Raw genomic sequence first — 18,683 nt, 5'->3', positions numbered from 1 at the left:
AGTAGTTTTCATGACTCGTGGCGTATATTCTGTTTTACTCTTGCTGTTATCCCCTCTCATCGTGGCATATTTGGCTTTTCGTGCGTTTAAAAGCCCTGATTATCGCGGCCGCTGGGGCGAGCGTTTTGGATTAATGCGCTTAAAGCAAACTGATGTACTTATTCATAGTGTGTCGATGGGGGAAACCTTAGCAGCAATACCGTTAATAAAACGCTTAATGAAACAGTACCCACAACTGTCATTTACGGTTACCACCACAAGCCCTACGGGATCTGCTGAGGTTAAAAAGGCTTTTGGCGATAGTGTGCAGCATTGTTACCTTCCGTTTGATATTAACCTTTGTATTAGTCGCTTTATTAAGCAGGTTAATCCGCAACTTTGCGTGATTATGGAAACTGAATTGTGGCCAAACCTGCTTCATTTTGCCAAGAAGAATAATACTCGCTTGGTGTTAGCTAATGCGCGCTTATCGCAAAAATCTGCCGATAAATACCATAAGCAAATGGGGCTAAGTTTACCCATGTTAACGGCGCTTGATGCGATTGCGGTGCAAACCGAGGCTGAATCTGCCCGCTTTGCGGCGTTAGGGGCCAACACTCAGTCATTGCATGTTTGCGGCAGTTTAAAGTTTGACATACAGATTGATGACAGCAAATACCAACAAGCTAAAACCTTAAGAGCTGATTGGAACCGAAGCCAAGCCCCTGTATGGGCTGCTGGCAGTGTTCATCCTGGTGAGTTTGATATGATGTTGCAAGCCCATAAAAAAGTGTTGGAGCAATATCCTGATGCGCTGCTGATTATGGCGCCAAGGCACCCTGAACAATTTAATGTTGCCGCTGTGTCGACCACTCAACAAGGGTTGAATTTAGCTAGGCGCAGTATGAATGAGGCGGTCGTTCAGCACACCCAAGTACTGCTGGGCGATACCATGGGTGAACTGTTGATGCTATATGGCGCTGCAGATGTTGCCTTTATTGGCGGCACACTGATTGAAAGTGGCGGGCATAACCCTTTAGAGCCTGCAGCAATGGGCTTGCCAGTAAGTGTTGGCCCGCACCATTGGAATTTTGCTGAAATCACCCATTTACTTGAGCAAGCTGGTGGCTTAACTGTGGTGAATAACGCCGATGAACTTGCTGACATGTTATTACAGCTGTTTGCTAACGCCGAATTGCATGATAACGCCGCCAAAGCGAGCTTAGCGGTGGTGTCTCAAAATCGCGGCGCATTGCAAAAGCAGTTTGAAATAGTTGAGCAGCAATTGCGCTTTACTCAGTTAATCAGCTAATCGCTAAATTCAGTTAATTAATGGCTTGTTGGTAACCGTAAAGTAACTGCTGCCAATTTGATTCATTGAAATTTAATGTTGACAGTTTCGCTTGCTCTTTATAAAACGAGCGCAGTAATCGGCTTAAATTGGCTTGTTGCCACTGCTTAGCGGGTGTTTTTATTACCCCACGGTCAAAATCGATAAGGTAAAATTGCGCTTCGGCCAGTAAGATATTTTTTGCGTTAAGGTCGGCATGATATACGCCACGATTATGAAATTTAGCAATGAGGGCGCCCAGCTGCTGCCATTGGCTATCACTCATGGCTGCTGTGGATAAATAGGCTACCAAATCCTTGGCGCCATCAATCAGCTCAATTATCAAATCGGCGCGATACCAGATGCCAAAGCGTTCAACATTGGCGGCAATGGGTCTAGGTACTGGAAAGCCTTCATCAAATAGCTTTTCTAATAATGCTAATTCAGCAATGGCTCTAGTGCGAGATATGCCAGTAAAAACATAAGCATCATCACTTAATTTTGCCATCAAGCCACCACGCCAATAATGACGTAATACCCAGCGCTGGTGGTTATTTTCAACAAACCAGGTGGTAAAGCGGCCTTTTGACTGGCCTATAATTGCATTTTGTTGCTGCCAATAGTCAGCTTGGAATTGTGTGGGGGTTAATTGCTGCGCCAGTGGGTCGCACCAAGCAATGATCCCTGTATCTGTTGATTCAAATTGCATAGGCCAATGAGTAAAAGCGTCGATTTGTCGGTGGCTAAAAACAATATTCTACATTAAGATCGAATACTTGTACTTAATTCCCTTTATATCGTTAGTGGTAACCCATGAAAGCAGACTTTTCATCGATGAAATCCTTATGTTTACTTCGTTTATCCGCGATTGGTGATGTGTGTCATGCGGTGGCTATGGTGCAAGCTATTCAGCGTCAATATCCTGATTTAGCCATTACTTGGGTGATTGGGAAAGTTGAATATCAATTGGTTAAACATATGCCCGGTATTCAGTTTGTGATCTTTGATAAGTCCCAAGGTTGGCGCAGTTATGGCCAATTGAGAAAAGCCTTGTCTGATCAACGTTTTGATGTGCTTTTACACATGCAAGTCGCGCTGAGAGCGACCATCGCCTCATTGATGATTTCAGCCAAAATAAAAGTAGGCTTTGATAAAACCAGAGCCAAAGAAGGCCAGTGGTTAGTGACCAATTATGGGGTGGAGCCGCTAGCAACCCCCCATGTATTAGAAGGTTTTATGGGCTTTGCTAAAGCTATTGGGGTTGAAGATTTAACCCCACGCTGGAATATTCCAGTACCTGAGGCTGATACCGAGTTCGCCAAACAAGTCATCACAGGTGATGAAAAAGTGTTAGTGATTTGCCCCGCAGCCAGTAAAGCTGAGCGTAATTGGCTGCCAGAGCGTTACGCAGCAGTGGCAGATCATGCGGTCGAGAAAGGTTATCGGGTGATAGTTTGCGGCGGCCCAAGTCAATTGGAAGTCGATTTGGCGGCTAACATCATTAAGCACAGTCATAGCGATATCGATAATATGATTGGAAAAACCAGCCTAACGCAATTATTGGCATTATTGAAAAGAGCCAGTCTGGTTATTGCGCCAGATACCGGCCCCGCCCATATGGCGGTGACTCAAGGTACGCCAGTGATTGGTTTATACGCCCATTCAAATCCAGGCCGAACAGGGCCTTATAGCAGTTTAGACTCGGTCGTCAGTGTGTATGATCAAGTGATTAAGCAGCAATTTCCTGATAGCAGCATTGCTTGGGGGAAAAGGGCAAAGGGTAGTGACTTAATGGAGCTTATTGAGTTGTCATCAGTGATTCATGCTTTTGAACTCATATCCAATCAGCAATTAACCCAAGCTTAAGTAAGAAATAGCCGGCTTTACACTTATATTGATAAGACTTGAATGAATTTGAGTGTAAATTGCCTCTTAGCAAAATTGTAACCGTATTTTTGGAGTTGTGTTTCATGGCGTCGAAGCGAAAGCGTTATTTGTTATATATTTCACTTAATTATTCCTAGCAATTCTTAGGCCGTTACAGGATTTTATTAAATCCAGAGGGGATGAAGTTTGTTGGTTCCTCGCTGGTAATAAAGTTAATCCGAATTTTTTAAAGGACTCTGAAACTCGTTTAATGACCATTGATGAAGTTAACTCATGGCAACCTGATGCTGTATTTGTTCCTGGGGATTTTGTACCAAGCTTCATTCCCGGTATAAAAGTTGGCGTCTTCCATGGCTTTGCTGCAGGTAAGCAAAAGCGAAAAGGTCATGAGGATCACTTTAATATCCGTGGTTGTTTTGATCTTTATTGTACTCAAGGGCCAGATACTACAGTTCCATTTCAACAGTTGGCAAAGCAATACGGCAACTTTCAAGTTGCTGAAACGGGTTGGCCAACGATGGATCCCTTATTTAATACTCAAACTGCCAATCCATATCATGTTGAAAATGATGATCGTCCAGTGGTACTTTTTTGTTCGACTTTCTCTCCTCGCTATTCATGCGCAGCCGTTATTTTTGAACAAGTAAAGCTATTGTCTAAGACGGACAAATACCGTTGGTTAGTGCAGTTTCACCCTAAAATGGATCGTGATGTAGTTGATAAATACAAAGCCCTTCAAAATGAAAACTTATCTTTTATTGAAACTGATAATATTTTGCCTTTATTAAAAGCTGCAGATGTCATGTTATGTGATACCTCATCAGTATTGATTATGTTTTTACTGCAGGGCAAGCCAGTAGTGACGTTCAACAACCAAACTAGCTCTTCACATCTTATTAATATTGACCAACTGACTGAAATTGAACCTGCTTTAGATAGAGCATTGGCTCAGCCAGAAAGTTTAATGGAGGCTATTTCTAACTATTGTAAGAATGTTCACCCTGATAGCGATGGAAACTCTAGCCAGCGGGTGTTGGCGGCAACAGATAAACTTATTGAGAGCGGCTTAGTTGGAATGAAGCCTAAGGCGATGAATTTGTGGCGAAATCTTAAAATTCGTAAAAAAATAGGCTATTGGAAGTTGTGAGAATAGGGCACTCGGCATTGATATTTGCTAACACATCTTTAAGGGCGTCTTGATCATTTTTACTGCTATAACATACCAGTTTCACTTGATGGTTATTACGTTGCAGTTGCTGAATAATTGGAGTGTACTGGGGTAGGTAGTACACGTTTAGTGTGTCAAAAGCGACGAGCATAACAGCCTCTTAAATATTGATTATTCAGACGAAGGATAAGCGGAGTGTATTTAGCGCTAAGTATAACAATAACTACTCGTGTGGGACTAGGGGTAATGGACGCATGCTGGGGTTTCCATTAAAATGAACCTAATATTCGTTATTAATAGCCTTAATTATGCCGCAATCAACATTACGAAAGTTTGGTTACCCAGAACAACCCACATTAGGTACAATGGTATTGGTGTGCAAAGAGAGCGTACACCGTTATTCGGGGATCTCGCCAGAAGCGGCGGCTGAGCAGAAACAAATCATCGATGATATTGAAAATGTGATGAAGCATTGCTTCGACTGTAACAAGCTTAATTACTTGATGCTGATGATGGTTGACCCAGCCGTTCATTACCATGTGATTCCTCGTTACGAGTTTTCGGTTGAGTTTTGTAATCAAGAATTTATTGATAATCAATGGCCTAATCCGCCCAGTTTAATTGATGAGTTAAACTTAGATATTTGTGAGAAACAAAATTTATTAAATATCTTAAAGAGCGATTTTAATTGTAATTGATCAGGAAAAGGCTAACTGTGATTTGTTTTGATGTGTTACACCCATATTATTTACCGCAATACCTACCTGTTGCTGAAGAGCTAAAAAAAAGGTCTGTTGTGGTGAAGTTTGTTATTTATAACAATATAGAACATCATTCAGCTCTTCTTTCTATGGTTAAACAACATCGTTTAGATGTGGTTTGGGTCGATGATGAAGTAGCAGCTCTCGAGTATTATCTCGAAGAAAAAGCCAGTTGGGTAATTTTTGGAAATGCCTTTTCTCGCGCACATAGCTTAAAAGGGTTCTCTAAAACAGCATTGATGCAGCATGGCGTTGGCCCTAAATCAGTTTACTACACCGTGTCGAATTCAGACATTGATGTCAGGTTTGTGGAGGGACAGTATCGCCTAAAACGACTTCAAGAAATGTTTCCTGAAAAGACCTTTATTGATACGGGTTATGCGAAACTCGATCCTATTATACAAGGTGCTGAGCCTGGTATTGATATGGTTCGATTGGGACTTGATCCTGCAAAGCCAACATTATTATATGCACCGACTTTTTATCCTAGCAGCATAGAGAAAATGGGGCGAAACTGGCCAGAACAGTTTGCTGAATATAATATTTTATTGAAACCTCATTATTTCTCCCTAATTAAACCTGCATATCAGAAACAAAAGGCGCTGCTGCAACATTGGGCTTCATACAGCAATGTTTATTTAGCAAAAGTTGAAGAAACCAACTTGCTTCCTTTTATGGCATCAGCAGATGTGTTAATCAGTGATGCATCTTCAGCATTATTTGAATTTGCAGCACTGGATAAACCCGTGGTTTGGTGTGACTTCTATCATTTACGCTGGTCATATCGCGGTATTTTTAAATTTAGGTTTAAAAACAGGGTCGATCAAGATTTATACCGCTATGCCGATGTTGCTGCTCACGCTGAAACATTTAGCCAACTAAAGTCTGTTGTTGATCAGCAAGTTTCATCTCCAGAACTTTTTGCAGCAAAACGGGCTCAGTATACAGATGAGCTTATTGGAGCTGTTGATGGTTGCTGCAGTCAGAGAATCGCGGACTATTTATTAATCGAAGGTGAAGCGTGAAGATTATTACATTTGGTACATTCGACATGTTTCATATTGGTCATTTAAATATTCTAGAACGTGCAAAAGAGCAAGGTGACCGTTTAATTGTCGGAGTTTCATCCGACGCATTAAATTTTAGTAAAAAATCCAGAAATCCGATTTGTGATGAAGATGCTCGAATGCGAATTGTTAGTGCACTAAAGTGTGTTGATGAGGTTTTTTTGGAGGAATCTTTAGCGCTTAAAGCCGAATATATTCAGCGACATCAAGCAGATTGTTTAATTATGGGTGATGATTGGGCGGGTAAATTTGATCATTTTTCAGATTTATGTAAGGTCATTTATTTGCCGCGCACACCAGCGATTTCAACGACTCAATTAATTGAAGTTGTTAAAGAAATTAAATAAAACCAAGGACGGAATCAAGACGCTTTATGAAGTTTAAAGTATTTGTAATCAATCTCGATAAAAGCACTGAAAGAATGGCTTTTATGCAACAACAGCTTGAGCAACTCAATATTGAGTTTGAACGAGTGCCTGCTGTTTATGGGAAAGACTTGACGAGTGAAATTGTTTCCAATGTATATGACCGTAAATTGAACTTATTAAAGTATAATAAAGAGCTTAGCTTAGGCGAAATAGGCTGTTATTTAAGTCATATCAAATGCTGGGAATACATTGTAAGTCAAGAATTAGATTTTGCGGTAATTTTGGAAGACGATGCTGTCATAAGCAATGAATTGATCTTTTTCATGGATAAGTTAAAAGACTTTATCGGTTGGGATTATATTAAAATCTGTAAATCCCATAAGCATAAAAAAGTTTATGATAATTTTGATTTAAGCTTAGGATGTGCATTACATAAAGCTTATAAGTTTCCAGCATCCAATAGAGGTCAAATCGTTTCTATATGTGGAGCCAGAAAATTGCTTGAAACTGCTTTTCCCATTTCACGACCTGTTGATATAGACATTCAGTATTGGTTTGAAAAGAACCTACATTGCTTTGTCTCAACACCGACCCTTATAACAGGGAAGTACTTTGAGAGTGATATTGATATGCAAGGTGGTCGTAATATAAAAAGAGTTCCTTTTTATATTCGATTGTGGCAAAAAATTTCTTTTGAACTTAAGTTGATAGAGAACAGGCATTGTTTACCTGACTTTCCTAAATTTAAAGGAAGAGAATAATCATCATGGTGCAAATAAAATAAGGTGAGTTTTTACGGTTAATAGCGGGACGTTTGTTGTTATAAGCTTACTCCAAATTGCTAATTTAAAAGATGAAGCATGTCTTTGTGGTAGCCGGTGAACCGTCAAGGAAATCGCTAAAAAGCATTTGGTAAAAGCTATGCTTTTAGATAAAGATGAGAGTAAATCGAAGTAAAATGCCAACTCTGTTTTAGCTTGATGATGTCCTTCATGATATTTTGATGATGAGTTAATTATTTTTATATCATGCCACCTGATGTCTGCTAATTTAGCTCTTTCATTTTTCATAAAGTCTAATACAAACTTTGATGCGAGTATTTGATACTGATAAACTAGCTGGCAATACTTTACACAGTGAATTTTCAAATGCATAGACGCGCAATTTACCCAGGTACTTTTGATCCCGTTACTAATGGCCATGCTGATTTAATTGAGCGTGCGGCAAAATTATTTGGTCACGTGGTTATCGGCATTGCCTCAAACCCGTCCAAACAGCCGATGTTCACCCTTGAAGAGCGTGTAGAGCAAGTTAATTTAGTGACCGCCCATTTAGACAATGTCGAAGTGGTTGGCTTTACTGGCTTATTAGTTGATTTTGCTAAAGAGCAACAGGCGAGTGTGTTAGTGCGTGGTCTGCGAGCTGTGTCAGATTTTGAATATGAATTTCAATTAGCCAATATGAATCGTCGTTTAAGTCCAGATTTAGAAAGTGTCTTTTTGACCCCAGCGGAAGAAAACTCATTTATCTCTTCTACCTTGGTAAAAGAAGTTGCCCTACATGGCGGTGATGTGAGTCAATTCGTCCATCAGGATGTCGCCGCTTCTTTGCTGCAAAAAATTGCTTCAATTAAATTACAGCAGACGAAGTAATCGCCTGCTAATGCCGTTATTCATCACATCAAAACATAAGCCTAAAATGAAATCATCGCAGTCGCTATTTAAACACCGTTCATTCACAATGCGCTTTTTAGGGCTTGGCTTTGGCAGTTTATGCTTAAGTTCGGCACTTTCGGCTGCGCCTTGGGTTGATACCTCAGATATTTACCTACGGGCAGATATTCAGGCGCTGGCAGATGCTGGTGTGATCACGGTACCTATCAATACATTTCCACTGATGTGGTCGGGTATTGGAAAGGATTTATCTTCAGCAGAACCTTCATTAATGAAGCCCGCATTAGTCGATGCGTTTGCTCGAGTGAACTTTTATTATCAAAATGCTGTTGGCAATAAAGGGAACACCAGTATTACAGCAACTGCTGCGACCGATGAAGCAAGGTTTCAACACTTTGGCTCTGATTATCGTGAAAAAGCTGAACTCAAAGCCTCTTATGAATATATGGGCGAGCGCTTCGCTTATAAAGTGTCTGCTTCAGCTAACTACGATCCCCAAGATGATAAAGAATTTCGCTTAGACGACTCTTATATGGCGGTAGTATTGGGTAACTGGATTGTCACTGCAGGCAGCTTTGAGCAGTGGTGGGGGCCTGGTTTTGATTCGGGATTACACAAATCCAATAATGCCCGACCTATGCCATCACTGATGGTGAGTCGCAACAATGCTGAGGCGTTTGAAACCCCATGGCTTTCGTGGCTGGGCGCGTGGAACCTCACTGGTGGAGTAAGCATGATGGATGAAGATCGTTATGCCCCCAATGCGTTATTGTGGAATGTGCGCGGCTCAATAAAGCCATTAAGGCAATTAGAAATCGGCCTTTCTTGGACGGCGCAGTTTTGTGGTGAAGGTCAAGAGTGCGATTGGGACTCCGCCTGGAAGTCGATTACTGGTCAGCGTGATTGTCGCAATGATACGGGTAGTGGTTGCTCAAATTACGGCAATCAAATGGCGGGCTTTGATGTACGCTATTCAGATACTTTTTGGGATGTGCCTGTGGGACTTTTTCTTGAGCGCACCTGCGAAGACTCAAAAGGTGAACCGTGGCAAATAGTCGACTGCGCTAAAATGTATGGTGTAGACACCCGCTTTAGTTTTGCCTCGCAGCAATATAAGCTATTTTTTGAATATACAGATACTATGGTGTTTTGCGGTGAAGACCCGAATGCCTTTAATTGCTTCTATGAGCACAGCACCTATAAAAGTGGATCTCGAAATTATGGTCGCGCTATTGGCAGCACCTACGACAGTGATGCTCAGGTGTATGCACTGGGGTTAATTGGCCAGTTTTCAAATAGCCATGCATTTACCACTATTTTACGTTATGCCCAATTAAATAAAGATGGCGAAAGTCCAAGTCATGGCTGGGCGCCGCAGCCACCGAAAGAAGATTTACTCATGCTAGAGCTGTCTTATCGTATGCCATTATTAAGCGGCATGATGACCTTTGGTGGTAGCGTATCGCAATCAGAGTTTGAAGTGGAAGACAGTGAAGTAGATGGCACTTTATATACTCGTTACCAGTATAAATTTTAATTAAGTTATTAAATTTATTGTTTTAATTTGTTCAATAAAAAGCCTCAATAGCTATGCTATCGAGGCTTTTTGATTTATTGCCGCTAAATACTTTCAAGCTGGGGTAAGGCTTGTTCAGCGCTATTTTACCCTCAACAATCTTATGTCTGACATAGCCAACAAAATACCGTGGTGCGTTGACCTAAACGTATTTCACTTAATAGATTGCCGCATTCAGTGCAGTTTTCGCCGCCACGGCCATAAACATGTAACTTTTGGGCGAAGTAACCGGGTTTACCATCGGCATTGGTAAAATCTTTTAAGGTGGTGCCGCCTTGTTTAATGGCTTGGGCTAAAATCTGTTTCACTTCAGCAACCAGAATTGTTAAGCGTTCAATATCAATTGAGCCAGCAGCTGCTTGAGGATGAATACCTGCGGCAAACAAGGCTTCATTGGCATAAATGTTCCCCACACCGACCACAATGTGATTGTCCATTAAACACAGTTTGATGGCCTTTTTCTTATTGGCGAGGGCATTGTGTAGTTGCACTGGATTAAAGTCTTCACACAGTGGCTCTGGGCCTAATTTTGATAGTAATGGATGTGCTTCTTCAGGTAATTCATACCATAGCCATGCACCAAAGCGCCTTGGGTCATTGAACCTCAGAATGCGGCCATTTTCTAACGCCAAATCAATGTGGTCATGTTTTTCTGCTGGGGTGTTGGCTGGTAAAATTCGCAGACTCCCAGACATACCTAGATGGACTATGGTGATCCCCGCGTCAGTATCTATCAGTAAGTACTTAGCGCGGCGACGTACATTTCGGATAGTTTGGCCGATAATATTGCGGCAAATGTCAGGCACAGGCCAACGTAACGAACCATTACGAATAATAAGGTCGCGAACGGTTTGATCGACGAGGTAGGGTGATATTCCTTGGCGAGTGACTTCAACTTCCGGTAATTCAGGCATAGGACTCTCTATTATTCTTGTGTTTGGCTGGCAATGATTGGGATGAGTTCAGTACGTAAGCTTGGCGGGATTTGGTACCAATTATCGGCGGCTGACTGCAATAACCCATACTGGGGGTAATATTGCCAAAGTTGTCCTTGTGGGGTGTGATTTATCGCAATCACTAACGATTGCGCTGCCGGTAACTGTTGGCGCTCTGCATCACTCATGCTGGTGGGGGAGATTGCTAATTGGCTCCAAGCCTCGGCTAAAGTTCTACAGTTTAAAACACTTGCAGAGCAGACCCAGCCGTTAGCGCCTTTATTAAGCCAAATATCATCGAATTGCAATTGGGTTAACTGGTTAGTTTCATCAAATAATGCTTGGGCATCATCGGGCATTTGATTGGTTTTTGAGTCGATAAAGGTTAGCACTGCCACCATGAAAACGCAGGCAATGATCAGGATGTTATTCCATTTTTTTCGAGATAAGGCCATAAACTAACGTGCTAGTGGTTGTTAGTCTTAGTGTATATCAAAGCTAGCCTTAGTGGGTAACCCTTGGTGGTTATCTGCTAAGGCTAGTTAATAAAGGCGGTTGTTTTGCGTAAGTAAAAATGGCTTAACCGCCAGTGGTGTTCATAAATCGCAGAATTTGCACGTCATCATCGGTGCCAAAGTAGTGCTCTTTGGGTTTTTGTTGAATGCCATCCAAAATCGCTTGTTTTAGCTTATCAATATTACCTGGATGCGCTCTAACAATTGCTTTTAAATCAACCGAGTTTTCATTACCTAAACACAGCAATAAACGGCCTTCGACTGTCACTCTGACGCGGTTACATTCATGGCAAAAGCTATTACTGTGGGGCGAGATAAAGCCAATATGAATACTGTGATCTGCCATTTTGAAATAACGTGCTGGCCCACCAGTGCGTTTGCTTGACGGCACTAACGGATAGCGGGCTTCAATAAGGGCTCTGACTTCTTCGCTAGAACAATGACGACTGCGTTTACGCTCATCAATAACCCCTAGTGGCATCTCTTCAATAAAGGTGATGTCTAGTTCACGATCACGGCAAAAGTCGATTAAATCTAAGATTTCATGATCGTTTTTGCCACGTAAAATCACGGCATTGATTTTGATATGCTTAAAGCCTGCGGCTTTAGCGGCATCAATACCAGCAATGACTCGTTCAACTTTACCGTTGCGAGTCATTTCAGTGAATAGCTCAGGGTTGAGGGTATCTAAGCTGATGTTCAAGCGCTTTAAACCAGCATCATGCATGGGCTGAGCAAGTTTACTTAAGCGTGAGCCATTGGTGGTCATCGATAAATCATCTAAACCAGGCAATTTACCTAATAACTCAATAAGCTTATCGCAATCGGTTCTTACTAAAGGTTCGCCGCCAGTTAAGCGGATTTTCTTTACTCCGAGTTCGGTAAAGGCTTGTGCAATCCATGCGAGTTCTTCTAAGGTAAGTACTTGCTCTCTAGGCAGAAAGCTTGGATCTTCGCTCATGCAATATACACAGCGAAAATCACAGCGGTCAGTGACCGATAAACGTAAGTACTCTACTTTTCGATTAAAACTGTCGACGATCAAACTCATGAATTAGTACATCTTATGGTTAGTTATAACAGTTCAGCAAAAGGCTGAATGAAGACTTGCTGGCCAGGCATGACGGCATCTTCGGCTTCACCGATAATAACCAGACAATTTGCCTTAACCATGGAGTTCAACATCCCTGAACCCTGTGCCCCTGTTGAGGTCACATGTAACCGTCCATCATTGCTTAACGAGTAAACACCGCGCACAAACTCTGTTCGACCTGTGCGGCTTTTTAAGATGCTATCTGTTATTGCTGGTAAATATTGTGGCTGCCAATTACTTTCGCCAGCCAGTTTACGAATTGCAGGTTGCACAAATTGTAAAAACGACACCATTACCGCCACGGGATTACCCGGTAAGCCAAAGAACAAACTGTCGTTGACTTGGCCAAAGGCTAATGGTCGACCTGGACGCATATTAATGCGCCAGAAGTTTATTTTACCAATTTTAGCCAATACTGTTTTGATGTAGTCAGCATTTCCGACAGAAACTCCACCGGAGCTGATCACAATATCGGCATCAACACTGGCTTGTTGTAGCGCAGCCGTTAATGATGCTTCGCTATCTTCAATAATGCCTAAGTCAATGACTTTACAGCCTAACTTTTGCGCCATTGATTTAATGGTGTAGCGATTAGAGTCGTAAATACAGTTGGCTTTTAACGGCTCGCCCGGTTGACTCACTTCATCGCCAGTGGAAAACACCGCCACAACCGGTTGTTTAACAACATCTGCAGAGGCTAAACCCAATGAGGCTAATAAGCCTTGTTCAGCGGCTTGTAAGCGATGACCTTTTGCTAATGCTAAGGCATCTTTGGCAATATCTTCACCTGCAAGTCTGACATGCTGACCCGCATCCACTTTGCCTTGTAATTGCACTTGGCCATCTTGTTCAACCACCAATTCACGTGCTTCGACAGTGTCAGCGCCAGTTGGCACGGTTGCGCCTGTCATAATGCGTACGGCTTCACCGGGGTTTAATGTGCCTGGATATTGGTGCCCAGCAAGCACTTCACCCATCAATTTTAATGGCGCAACTGGGTTGCTTGGGCTGTTATCAGTACTATAAGCAAAAGCATAACCATCCATTGCTGAATTGGTTTGCTGGGGCACGTTAACAGGTGAAATCGCATCGCTAGCTAGTACTCGATTTGCTGCGTCATCGATGGTGACTTGCTCACTAGCGGTAAGCGGCGTCACCATGGTCATGAGTTGCTCTAAGCCTTGGGCAACTGATAAAAATTTCTGCTCATCGCTTACAGGTGTTGCAACGGTTGGGATCGGTAAAGCCACTTCAGGCGTTTGCCACTTTTGGCTGTATTCAATTACAAAGTCGGCAATTTGGCCGACGTTATTTAAATCGAGTCGGGTTAACTCGGCCGGTGTTTCGGTGTCGTCACAACACGCGATAGCGACAATGTTTTCATCATGGGTATGGATCAGTGGCTTGCCGTGGGCGGCGCGGTGCAGCTCAATTTTAGGCAGTTGCAGCTTTTTAAAGCCCTCAACAAGCACGATATCCACTTTGTCCGTTTCAATTTGCTTTAGTAAGTGCGGTAATTGTGGGTCACCATCAACCGCATCTTCAGTCATTAATGCCCAGCGAATATGGGAGGCAACCAGCATTTGCTTAGCACCTGCTTTACGCATTTCGTAACTGTCTTTTCCCGGAATATCCACATCAAAATTATGGTGTGCGTGTTTAATTACTGCTAAACGTAACCCTCGACGATTTAATTCGGGAATAAGTTGTTTTAACAAGGTGGTTTTACCGGTGCCGCTATAGGCACAGAATCCAAGAACAGGAATACTCAGCGGATTGGAAAACGGTATACTCATAAAGACCTCATTGTTGGCTTGTTACTGTGTTGCCACAGCTTACTTGGCATTCTCGATGACAAGTTTTTGTTCAAGTGTATTCACATTAACAAATGCATTAGGTTGATCGGCAAAGCTGGTTACAACGTGTTTTTGCTTTTCATACCATAAAAATATTTTTCGATCGCCGGCATCTAAAAAGGCCTGCATCGATTGTTTTAATTCAGGTTTTAATAACATCACCACAGGTTGGTGATGTTCGCCATCGCTGGCTACCGCGATATCAGCATCGGCTTCTTTTAACGAGGCATACATGCGCTCACATAAATCTGTTGGTAGCATTGGGCTATCACAAGGCACCACTAATAATAACTCGGCATCAGTGTGCGCCATCGCGGTCACCATGCCTGCTAGTGGGCCTAAATAACCACTGTCATTGTCACTGATAACCTCAAAACCTAGCTCAGCATATTGTTGCTGGCTTCTATTGGCATTAATGATGATGCGATTCACTTGTGGTTGAACTCGCTCAATGGTGTGGCTGATCATTGGCTTATTATTGAGCTCAACTAAGCCTTTATCTATGCCGCCCATTCTTCTGGCCATGCCGCCGGCTAAAATAACGGCATCAATTTGCACTGACATATTGAAACTCCTGTGATTGTTCAACGCTAGGGATATGATTGCTGGCCACAACGTTGTTGTCAGCAATATGCCAATGCTTTTTGCACAAGGCTGTTAAGCCGCAGGTTTGATGACTACTAATAATTAGACCTGTGCCTTCTTGTTTTAATTGGTTAATCATCGCTAAAACCAGTTTTTGCGATTGCTTATCCATATTAGATATTGGCTCGTCTAGCATTAACAGTTTGGGTTGGCTTATCCAAGCTCTGGCTAGCGCTAATCGTTGGCGTTCACCGCCAGATAAATCAGTGGCATTACTGTGTAATAATGCCCCCAGCTGCGCCATATCAATAGCTTGACGAATACGCTGTTGAAGCTGCTCGGCGCTAAACTTGTCCTTTGGTAAGGCGTAGCGCAAGTTGTAGTCCACATTACCATCAAACAGGTAGGCATGTTGGTGAAGATAAACCGCTTTGCCTAGTAAGGTACTTGGTTGCCACCATTTTGGCGCGGCAAATCCTTCAGCTGTTACCTTACCTAATGACGGTTTTACGATCCCCGCTAATAGTTTCATAAGGGTGGATTTACCACTGCCATTGTCCCCTTGCAGGTATATGACATCGCCTTCACAAAAACTTAGGCTGTCAAAAGCAAACAACTTTCTTGCTTTAAATTGCACCTGAATGTTTTTCGCGGTCACTTTAACCATGATTACTGACTCCTTGGCATGGCTTTGCCACGCAGTGAGCCGATGGCAAAATTAATCACAATCGCTAAAATCAGCAGCACTAATCCTAGTGCGATAGCTTGGGCAAAGTCGCCTTTACTGGTTTCTAAGGCAATGGCGGTGGGAATATTACGGGTGTGGTGTAAAATATTGCCCCCCACCATCATTGAGCAACCCACTTCAGTCAAAATTCGGCTAAAAGCAGCAATAATGGCCAATAATAACGGTACGCGAAGTTCGCGACATACGGTCCAAATAGCACGCTGCCACGATGCGCCAAGGGTGCGGGAGGTTTCCCATGCACGGCGGTCTACACTACTAAATGCCGCTTGGGATAATGCGATAAGTACCGGGGCACAAATCATCATTTGTCCTAAGATCATTCCTTGTTGGGTAAACAACCAGCGTAAGTCGCCCATTGGCCCATTTCTGGTGAGCAGCAAATAAGCCAGTAAGCCGATCACAACTGTGGGGATTGATTGTAAGGTTTGCACAATATTGGTGACAAACCAGCGACCAGGAAATTGGTAAGATGCCAGCAAAAAGCCCAACACAATTGATGGGATCAAGGTGATGAGCAGCGCCGCAAAAGAGACGGAAAAAGATACACTTATGATAGACCATACATCAGGGTCTAACGAAAGCAGCAAGCTAAATGCTTGCTGCAGTAGGGCTAACCAGCCTTCATTCATTACTTATATGTTGCCTTAAATAATTGCTCTCCCTGAACTTTAAAGTCATTAATCATCTGCTGAGCCGCTGGGCTAATAAACCAATCGCTTAATGCCTTAGCACCTTGATGATTCAATTCAGGGTATTTTTCTGCGTTAATTAGGATAATTTGATAAGGGTTTGCTAAATCGGCGCCGCCTTCGAATGTAATTGCCAAATCTAATTTAGCTTTGTAAGCAACAAACGTTCCACGATCTGTCAGTGTATAGGCTTGTTTCTCATTGGCCATCAGTAACGTTTTACCCATACCTTGGCCAATTGAAGTATAGCCTGAAAAATCTGGCGTTACAGAAGCTTGTTTCCAAATTGCGAGCTCTTTCATATTGGTGCCAGAATTATCACCGCGTGAGATAAAACTGTTGCCCGATGCTGCGATTTTTTGAAACGCTTCAACGACATCATCGCTTGTTGCTAGTTTAGCGGGATCAGCAATTGGGCCTAAAACCACAAAATCGTTTTCCATGATCCCGCGAGGATTAGTGCCATAACCGTCTTTAACAAACTTAGCTTCAGCAGCAGGTGCATGGGTCATTACCACGTCTACATCACCTTGACTGGCCAGTTTTAGTGCTTTACCAGTACCTGTGGCGATAACCTGTACCTTATAACCAGATTCAGCTTCAAATGTCGGCAAAATAGCGCGTAAAAGACCTGAATTATCAGTGCTGGTGGTGGTCGCAAGCTTAATAATTTCTTCAGCATTTACTGTCGCGCTCATCATGGTGCTAGTTAATAATGCGACACTGAATGTTGCCGTTAAAGCTGATTTTAGACTAAACATTTTTAATTCCTTGAAGAGATAATCATTAAAACATCATATTTATGGTTAAAAAAACAACATTTACATTAACTTATCTTAGTTACAAATAGATACAGCAAATAATATGCCAAGGGCGTTTCTGAAAATTTGGATCACGACTAAATTTAAAATTGTGATCTAGATCGCGTGCGAATTATGTTTTTACAGACATATTGTCCCAGTAAGCTAATTCTGGTGGGCAAACTGACCCAGCAATAGATTTTTAGTGATACGATAAGCTTAAATATAGTCAAAATGTCCAAAGTAGGCCCTCATATGAACACCAATGACTCAAACGAAAAATCGTTACCAACTGCTGTTTCGGTATTGATTGTGGATGATGAGCCTGGAATGCGTAGCTTTCTTAAAAAGGCGTTGTCAAAAAAATTCGCTTTAGTAGAAACTGCCTCCACCATTGGCGAGGCAGAAAAGCTGCGTAGCCGTGGCCATTTTGATTTATTAATTGTCGATATTCGCTTGCCTGATCGCTCTGGTATCGATTGGCATGAGGCGCTAAATGAACCTGACCGCCAATCGGACATTATCTTTATGACGGGTTATGCGGATATGGATGTAGCGATTAAAGCCTTAAGAGCGGGCGCTTCAGACTTTATTATGAAGCCGTTTCATCTAGAACAAATGATGACTTCGGTTGACCGTTGTATTGAGCGAAGGTTGTTAAAGCGTGAAAACTTCATGTTGCGCCGTGAGCTTTCAACCGGTCACTCAACCACCATGATTGGTAACAGCGATGCCATGATGGAAGTAAAACAAGTCATTGAACGCGTTGCACCGACTAATGCAGTGGTACTCATCGAAGGTGAGTCTGGAACTGGTAAAGAGTTGGTGGCAAGGCAATTACATCTGCTCAGCGGCCGCACAGGAGCTTTTGTTCCTGTTAACTGTGGCGCCATTGCACCAGAGCTGCTTAGCAGTGAACTTTTTGGCCATACCGCAGGCGCCTTTACTGGCGCGAAAGGGGTGCGTGAAGGCTTATTTAGTTTTGCGTCAGGCGGAACGATTTTCTTAGATGAAATTGGTGAAATGCCAATGAAAATGCAAACGGCACTATTAAGGGTTTTAGAGCAAAAATCGATCAGACCCGTGGGCAGTGAAAAAGAAGTCGCCATTGATGTCAGAGTTATTGCGGCAACAAATCGTTTGTTATCTGAAGAAGTGGCAGCAGGTAACTTCAGAAGCGATTTATATTATCGACTCAATGTTCTCAATATCTTGATCCCCCCTTTACGCACACGTCCCGAGGATGTGATTGAACTCACTCATCATTTTACTTGGCAATTAGCCCGAGAGTTAGGGGTTAAAGAAGTGATTTGGAGCCATGAAGATATACAGGTACTGCAACAACATGAGTGGCCTGGGAATATTCGTGAACTGCGTAATATGATTGAGCGTTGTATTTTATTGGGTAAGCCACCTGCAGAGTATTGGAAAAAAGCACCTGAAGAAGAGGTGATAACCCAAGCTGGTTACCCACTGAGTTGGCCACTCAAAGAAGTCGAAAAACAACATGTTATGAGCGTGGTTGATGCTAACAATGGTAATAAATCAGCCGCCGCCCGCGATTTAGGTGTTTCTCGAAAAACCCTAGATCGTAAATATAAAGAATGGTTCGATACTGAACCGGATAAGGGAGCTTAAGTCGTGTCGGTATTT

At 42.5% G+C, this 18,683-nt stretch carries 18 protein-coding genes and 1 pseudogene; 10 read left to right on the top strand and 9 right to left on the bottom strand.

What is annotated here, in order from left to right:
• Nucleotides 1-10: 10 nt before the first annotated feature.
• Complete coding sequence (waaA, locus tag Q4591_RS07375; protein ID WP_303460256.1) at nucleotides 11-1,291, top strand: lipid IV(A) 3-deoxy-D-manno-octulosonic acid transferase; 1,281 nt, start codon at nucleotides 11-13, stop codon at nucleotides 1,289-1,291.
• A 13-nt stretch (nucleotides 1,292-1,304) separates the two neighbouring features.
• Here the strand turns inward: waaA and Q4591_RS07370 are convergent, their stop codons facing one another.
• Nucleotides 1,305-2,018, bottom strand: coding sequence for a 3-deoxy-D-manno-octulosonic acid kinase (locus tag Q4591_RS07370; RefSeq protein ID WP_303460253.1), 714 nt, complete (start codon nucleotides 2,016-2,018; stop codon nucleotides 1,305-1,307).
• A gap of 104 nt (nucleotides 2,019-2,122) precedes the next feature.
• On the opposite strand from Q4591_RS07370, the gene Q4591_RS07365 reads away from it, so the two are divergent.
• The 8 genes and pseudogenes from Q4591_RS07365 to Q4591_RS07330 all read left to right on the top strand — a co-directional run bounded on the left by Q4591_RS07365 (nucleotide 2,123) and on the right by Q4591_RS07330 (nucleotide 9,770).
• On the top strand, nucleotides 2,123-3,175 hold the full coding sequence (locus tag Q4591_RS07365; RefSeq protein WP_303460248.1) for a glycosyltransferase family 9 protein: 1,053 nt from the start codon (nucleotides 2,123-2,125) through the stop codon (nucleotides 3,173-3,175).
• Nucleotides 3,176-3,279: 104 nt separating this feature from the next.
• Nucleotides 3,280-4,343: pseudogene (locus Q4591_RS07360) on the top strand (CDP-glycerol glycerophosphotransferase family protein).
• Nucleotides 4,344-4,672: 329 nt separating this feature from the next.
• Nucleotides 4,673-5,062 (top strand): hypothetical protein, encoded by a 390-nt coding sequence (locus Q4591_RS07355; protein WP_303460245.1) that lies wholly within the window; start codon nucleotides 4,673-4,675, stop codon nucleotides 5,060-5,062.
• Between the two features lie 17 nt (nucleotides 5,063-5,079).
• The gene (locus Q4591_RS07350) at nucleotides 5,080-6,150 is read left to right on the top strand and encodes a CDP-glycerol glycerophosphotransferase family protein (RefSeq protein ID WP_303460244.1); all 1,071 of its coding nucleotides are present in this window, start codon (nucleotides 5,080-5,082) and stop codon (nucleotides 6,148-6,150) included.
• Nucleotides 6,147-6,539, top strand: coding sequence for an adenylyltransferase/cytidyltransferase family protein (locus Q4591_RS07345; protein WP_303460241.1), 393 nt, complete (start codon nucleotides 6,147-6,149; stop codon nucleotides 6,537-6,539). The genes Q4591_RS07350 and Q4591_RS07345 overlap by 4 nt, the downstream gene beginning before the upstream one ends.
• A gap of 26 nt (nucleotides 6,540-6,565) precedes the next feature.
• Nucleotides 6,566-7,321, top strand: coding sequence for a glycosyltransferase family 25 protein (locus Q4591_RS07340; RefSeq protein WP_303460239.1), 756 nt, complete (start codon nucleotides 6,566-6,568; stop codon nucleotides 7,319-7,321).
• Nucleotides 7,322-7,708: 387 nt separating this feature from the next.
• Complete coding sequence (gene coaD, locus Q4591_RS07335) at nucleotides 7,709-8,212, top strand: pantetheine-phosphate adenylyltransferase (protein ID WP_102520423.1); 504 nt, start codon at nucleotides 7,709-7,711, stop codon at nucleotides 8,210-8,212.
• Between the two features lie 88 nt (nucleotides 8,213-8,300).
• Nucleotides 8,301-9,770, top strand: coding sequence for a capsule assembly Wzi family protein (locus Q4591_RS07330; protein ID WP_102476014.1), 1,470 nt, complete (start codon nucleotides 8,301-8,303; stop codon nucleotides 9,768-9,770).
• Between the two features lie 140 nt (nucleotides 9,771-9,910).
• On the opposite strand, the gene mutM is transcribed toward Q4591_RS07330, so the two are convergent.
• The 8 genes from mutM to Q4591_RS07290 all read right to left on the bottom strand — a co-directional run bounded on the left by mutM (nucleotide 9,911) and on the right by Q4591_RS07290 (nucleotide 16,931).
• Entirely contained in the window at nucleotides 9,911-10,723 is an 813-nt protein-coding gene (gene mutM / locus Q4591_RS07325) for a bifunctional DNA-formamidopyrimidine glycosylase/DNA-(apurinic or apyrimidinic site) lyase (RefSeq protein ID WP_303460236.1), read from the bottom strand.
• A gap of 11 nt (nucleotides 10,724-10,734) precedes the next feature.
• Nucleotides 10,735-11,199: a hypothetical protein gene (locus Q4591_RS07320; RefSeq protein ID WP_303460234.1), complete on the bottom strand. Its 465-nt coding sequence runs from the start codon at nucleotides 11,197-11,199 to the stop codon at nucleotides 10,735-10,737.
• A gap of 124 nt (nucleotides 11,200-11,323) precedes the next feature.
• Complete coding sequence (gene moaA, locus Q4591_RS07315; protein WP_102439337.1) at nucleotides 11,324-12,310, bottom strand: GTP 3',8-cyclase MoaA; 987 nt, start codon at nucleotides 12,308-12,310, stop codon at nucleotides 11,324-11,326.
• 23 nt (nucleotides 12,311-12,333) lie between these two features.
• Entirely contained in the window at nucleotides 12,334-14,148 is a 1,815-nt protein-coding gene (locus Q4591_RS07310) for a bifunctional molybdopterin-guanine dinucleotide biosynthesis adaptor protein MobB/molybdopterin molybdotransferase MoeA (protein ID WP_102475989.1), read from the bottom strand.
• Between the two features lie 39 nt (nucleotides 14,149-14,187).
• Nucleotides 14,188-14,772: a molybdenum cofactor guanylyltransferase MobA gene (gene mobA / locus Q4591_RS07305; RefSeq protein WP_102475988.1), complete on the bottom strand. Its 585-nt coding sequence runs from the start codon at nucleotides 14,770-14,772 to the stop codon at nucleotides 14,188-14,190.
• Nucleotides 14,756-15,460, bottom strand: coding sequence for an energy-coupling factor ABC transporter ATP-binding protein (locus Q4591_RS07300; RefSeq protein ID WP_102475987.1), 705 nt, complete (start codon nucleotides 15,458-15,460; stop codon nucleotides 14,756-14,758). Before Q4591_RS07300 ends, mobA begins: the two co-directional genes overlap by 17 nt.
• A gap of 2 nt (nucleotides 15,461-15,462) precedes the next feature.
• On the bottom strand, nucleotides 15,463-16,170 hold the full coding sequence (locus tag Q4591_RS07295) for an ABC transporter permease (RefSeq protein ID WP_076542090.1): 708 nt from the start codon (nucleotides 16,168-16,170) through the stop codon (nucleotides 15,463-15,465).
• Complete coding sequence (locus Q4591_RS07290) at nucleotides 16,170-16,931, bottom strand: substrate-binding domain-containing protein (RefSeq protein WP_241903543.1); 762 nt, start codon at nucleotides 16,929-16,931, stop codon at nucleotides 16,170-16,172. Before Q4591_RS07290 ends, Q4591_RS07295 begins: the two co-directional genes overlap by 1 nt.
• A gap of 354 nt (nucleotides 16,932-17,285) precedes the next feature.
• Between Q4591_RS07290 and Q4591_RS07285 the strand changes: the two genes are divergently transcribed.
• Nucleotides 17,286-18,668: a sigma-54 dependent transcriptional regulator gene (locus Q4591_RS07285; RefSeq protein WP_303460232.1), complete on the top strand. Its 1,383-nt coding sequence runs from the start codon at nucleotides 17,286-17,288 to the stop codon at nucleotides 18,666-18,668.
• Nucleotides 18,669-18,683: the final 15 nt, after the last annotated feature.

This window comes from Shewanella sp. 3_MG-2023, from assembly GCF_030548765.1.
Classification (GTDB): Bacteria; Pseudomonadota; Gammaproteobacteria; order Enterobacterales; family Shewanellaceae; genus Shewanella.
The sequence above is the reverse complement of the archived record's forward strand: the minus strand, read 5'-3'. Positions and strand labels throughout refer to the sequence as shown.

Bases quoted from the DNA above. Each gene is read 5' to 3' on its own strand.
- Q4591_RS07340 (WP_303460239.1), top strand. From the start codon at position 6,566: ATGAAGTTTAAAGTATTTGTAATCAATCTCGATAAAAGCACTGAAAGA.
- Q4591_RS07300 (WP_102475987.1), bottom strand. From the start codon at position 15,460: ATGGTTAAAGTGACCGCGAAAAACATTCAGGTGCAATTTAAAGCAAGA.
- Q4591_RS07365 (WP_303460248.1), top strand. From the start codon at position 2,123: ATGAAAGCAGACTTTTCATCGATGAAATCCTTATGTTTACTTCGTTTA.
- Q4591_RS07355 (WP_303460245.1), top strand. From the start codon at position 4,673: ATGCCGCAATCAACATTACGAAAGTTTGGTTACCCAGAACAACCCACA.
- moaA (WP_102439337.1), bottom strand. From the start codon at position 12,310: ATGAGTTTGATCGTCGACAGTTTTAATCGAAAAGTAGAGTACTTACGT.
- Q4591_RS07290 (WP_241903543.1), bottom strand. From the start codon at position 16,931: ATGATGAGCGCGACAGTAAATGCTGAAGAAATTATTAAGCTTGCGACC.
- mobA (WP_102475988.1), bottom strand. From the start codon at position 14,772: ATGTCAGTGCAAATTGATGCCGTTATTTTAGCCGGCGGCATGGCCAGA.
- Q4591_RS07295 (WP_076542090.1), bottom strand. From the start codon at position 16,170: ATGAATGAAGGCTGGTTAGCCCTACTGCAGCAAGCATTTAGCTTGCTG.
- mutM (WP_303460236.1), bottom strand. From the start codon at position 10,723: ATGCCTGAATTACCGGAAGTTGAAGTCACTCGCCAAGGAATATCACCC.
- Q4591_RS07310 (WP_102475989.1), bottom strand. From the start codon at position 14,148: ATGAGTATACCGTTTTCCAATCCGCTGAGTATTCCTGTTCTTGGATTC.
- Q4591_RS07285 (WP_303460232.1), top strand. From the start codon at position 17,286: ATGAACACCAATGACTCAAACGAAAAATCGTTACCAACTGCTGTTTCG.
- Q4591_RS07330 (WP_102476014.1), top strand. From the start codon at position 8,301: ATGCGCTTTTTAGGGCTTGGCTTTGGCAGTTTATGCTTAAGTTCGGCA.
- waaA (WP_303460256.1), top strand. From the start codon at position 11: ATGACTCGTGGCGTATATTCTGTTTTACTCTTGCTGTTATCCCCTCTC.
- Q4591_RS07320 (WP_303460234.1), bottom strand. From the start codon at position 11,199: ATGGCCTTATCTCGAAAAAAATGGAATAACATCCTGATCATTGCCTGC.
- coaD (WP_102520423.1), top strand. From the start codon at position 7,709: ATGCATAGACGCGCAATTTACCCAGGTACTTTTGATCCCGTTACTAAT.
- Q4591_RS07370 (WP_303460253.1), bottom strand. From the start codon at position 2,018: ATGCAATTTGAATCAACAGATACAGGGATCATTGCTTGGTGCGACCCA.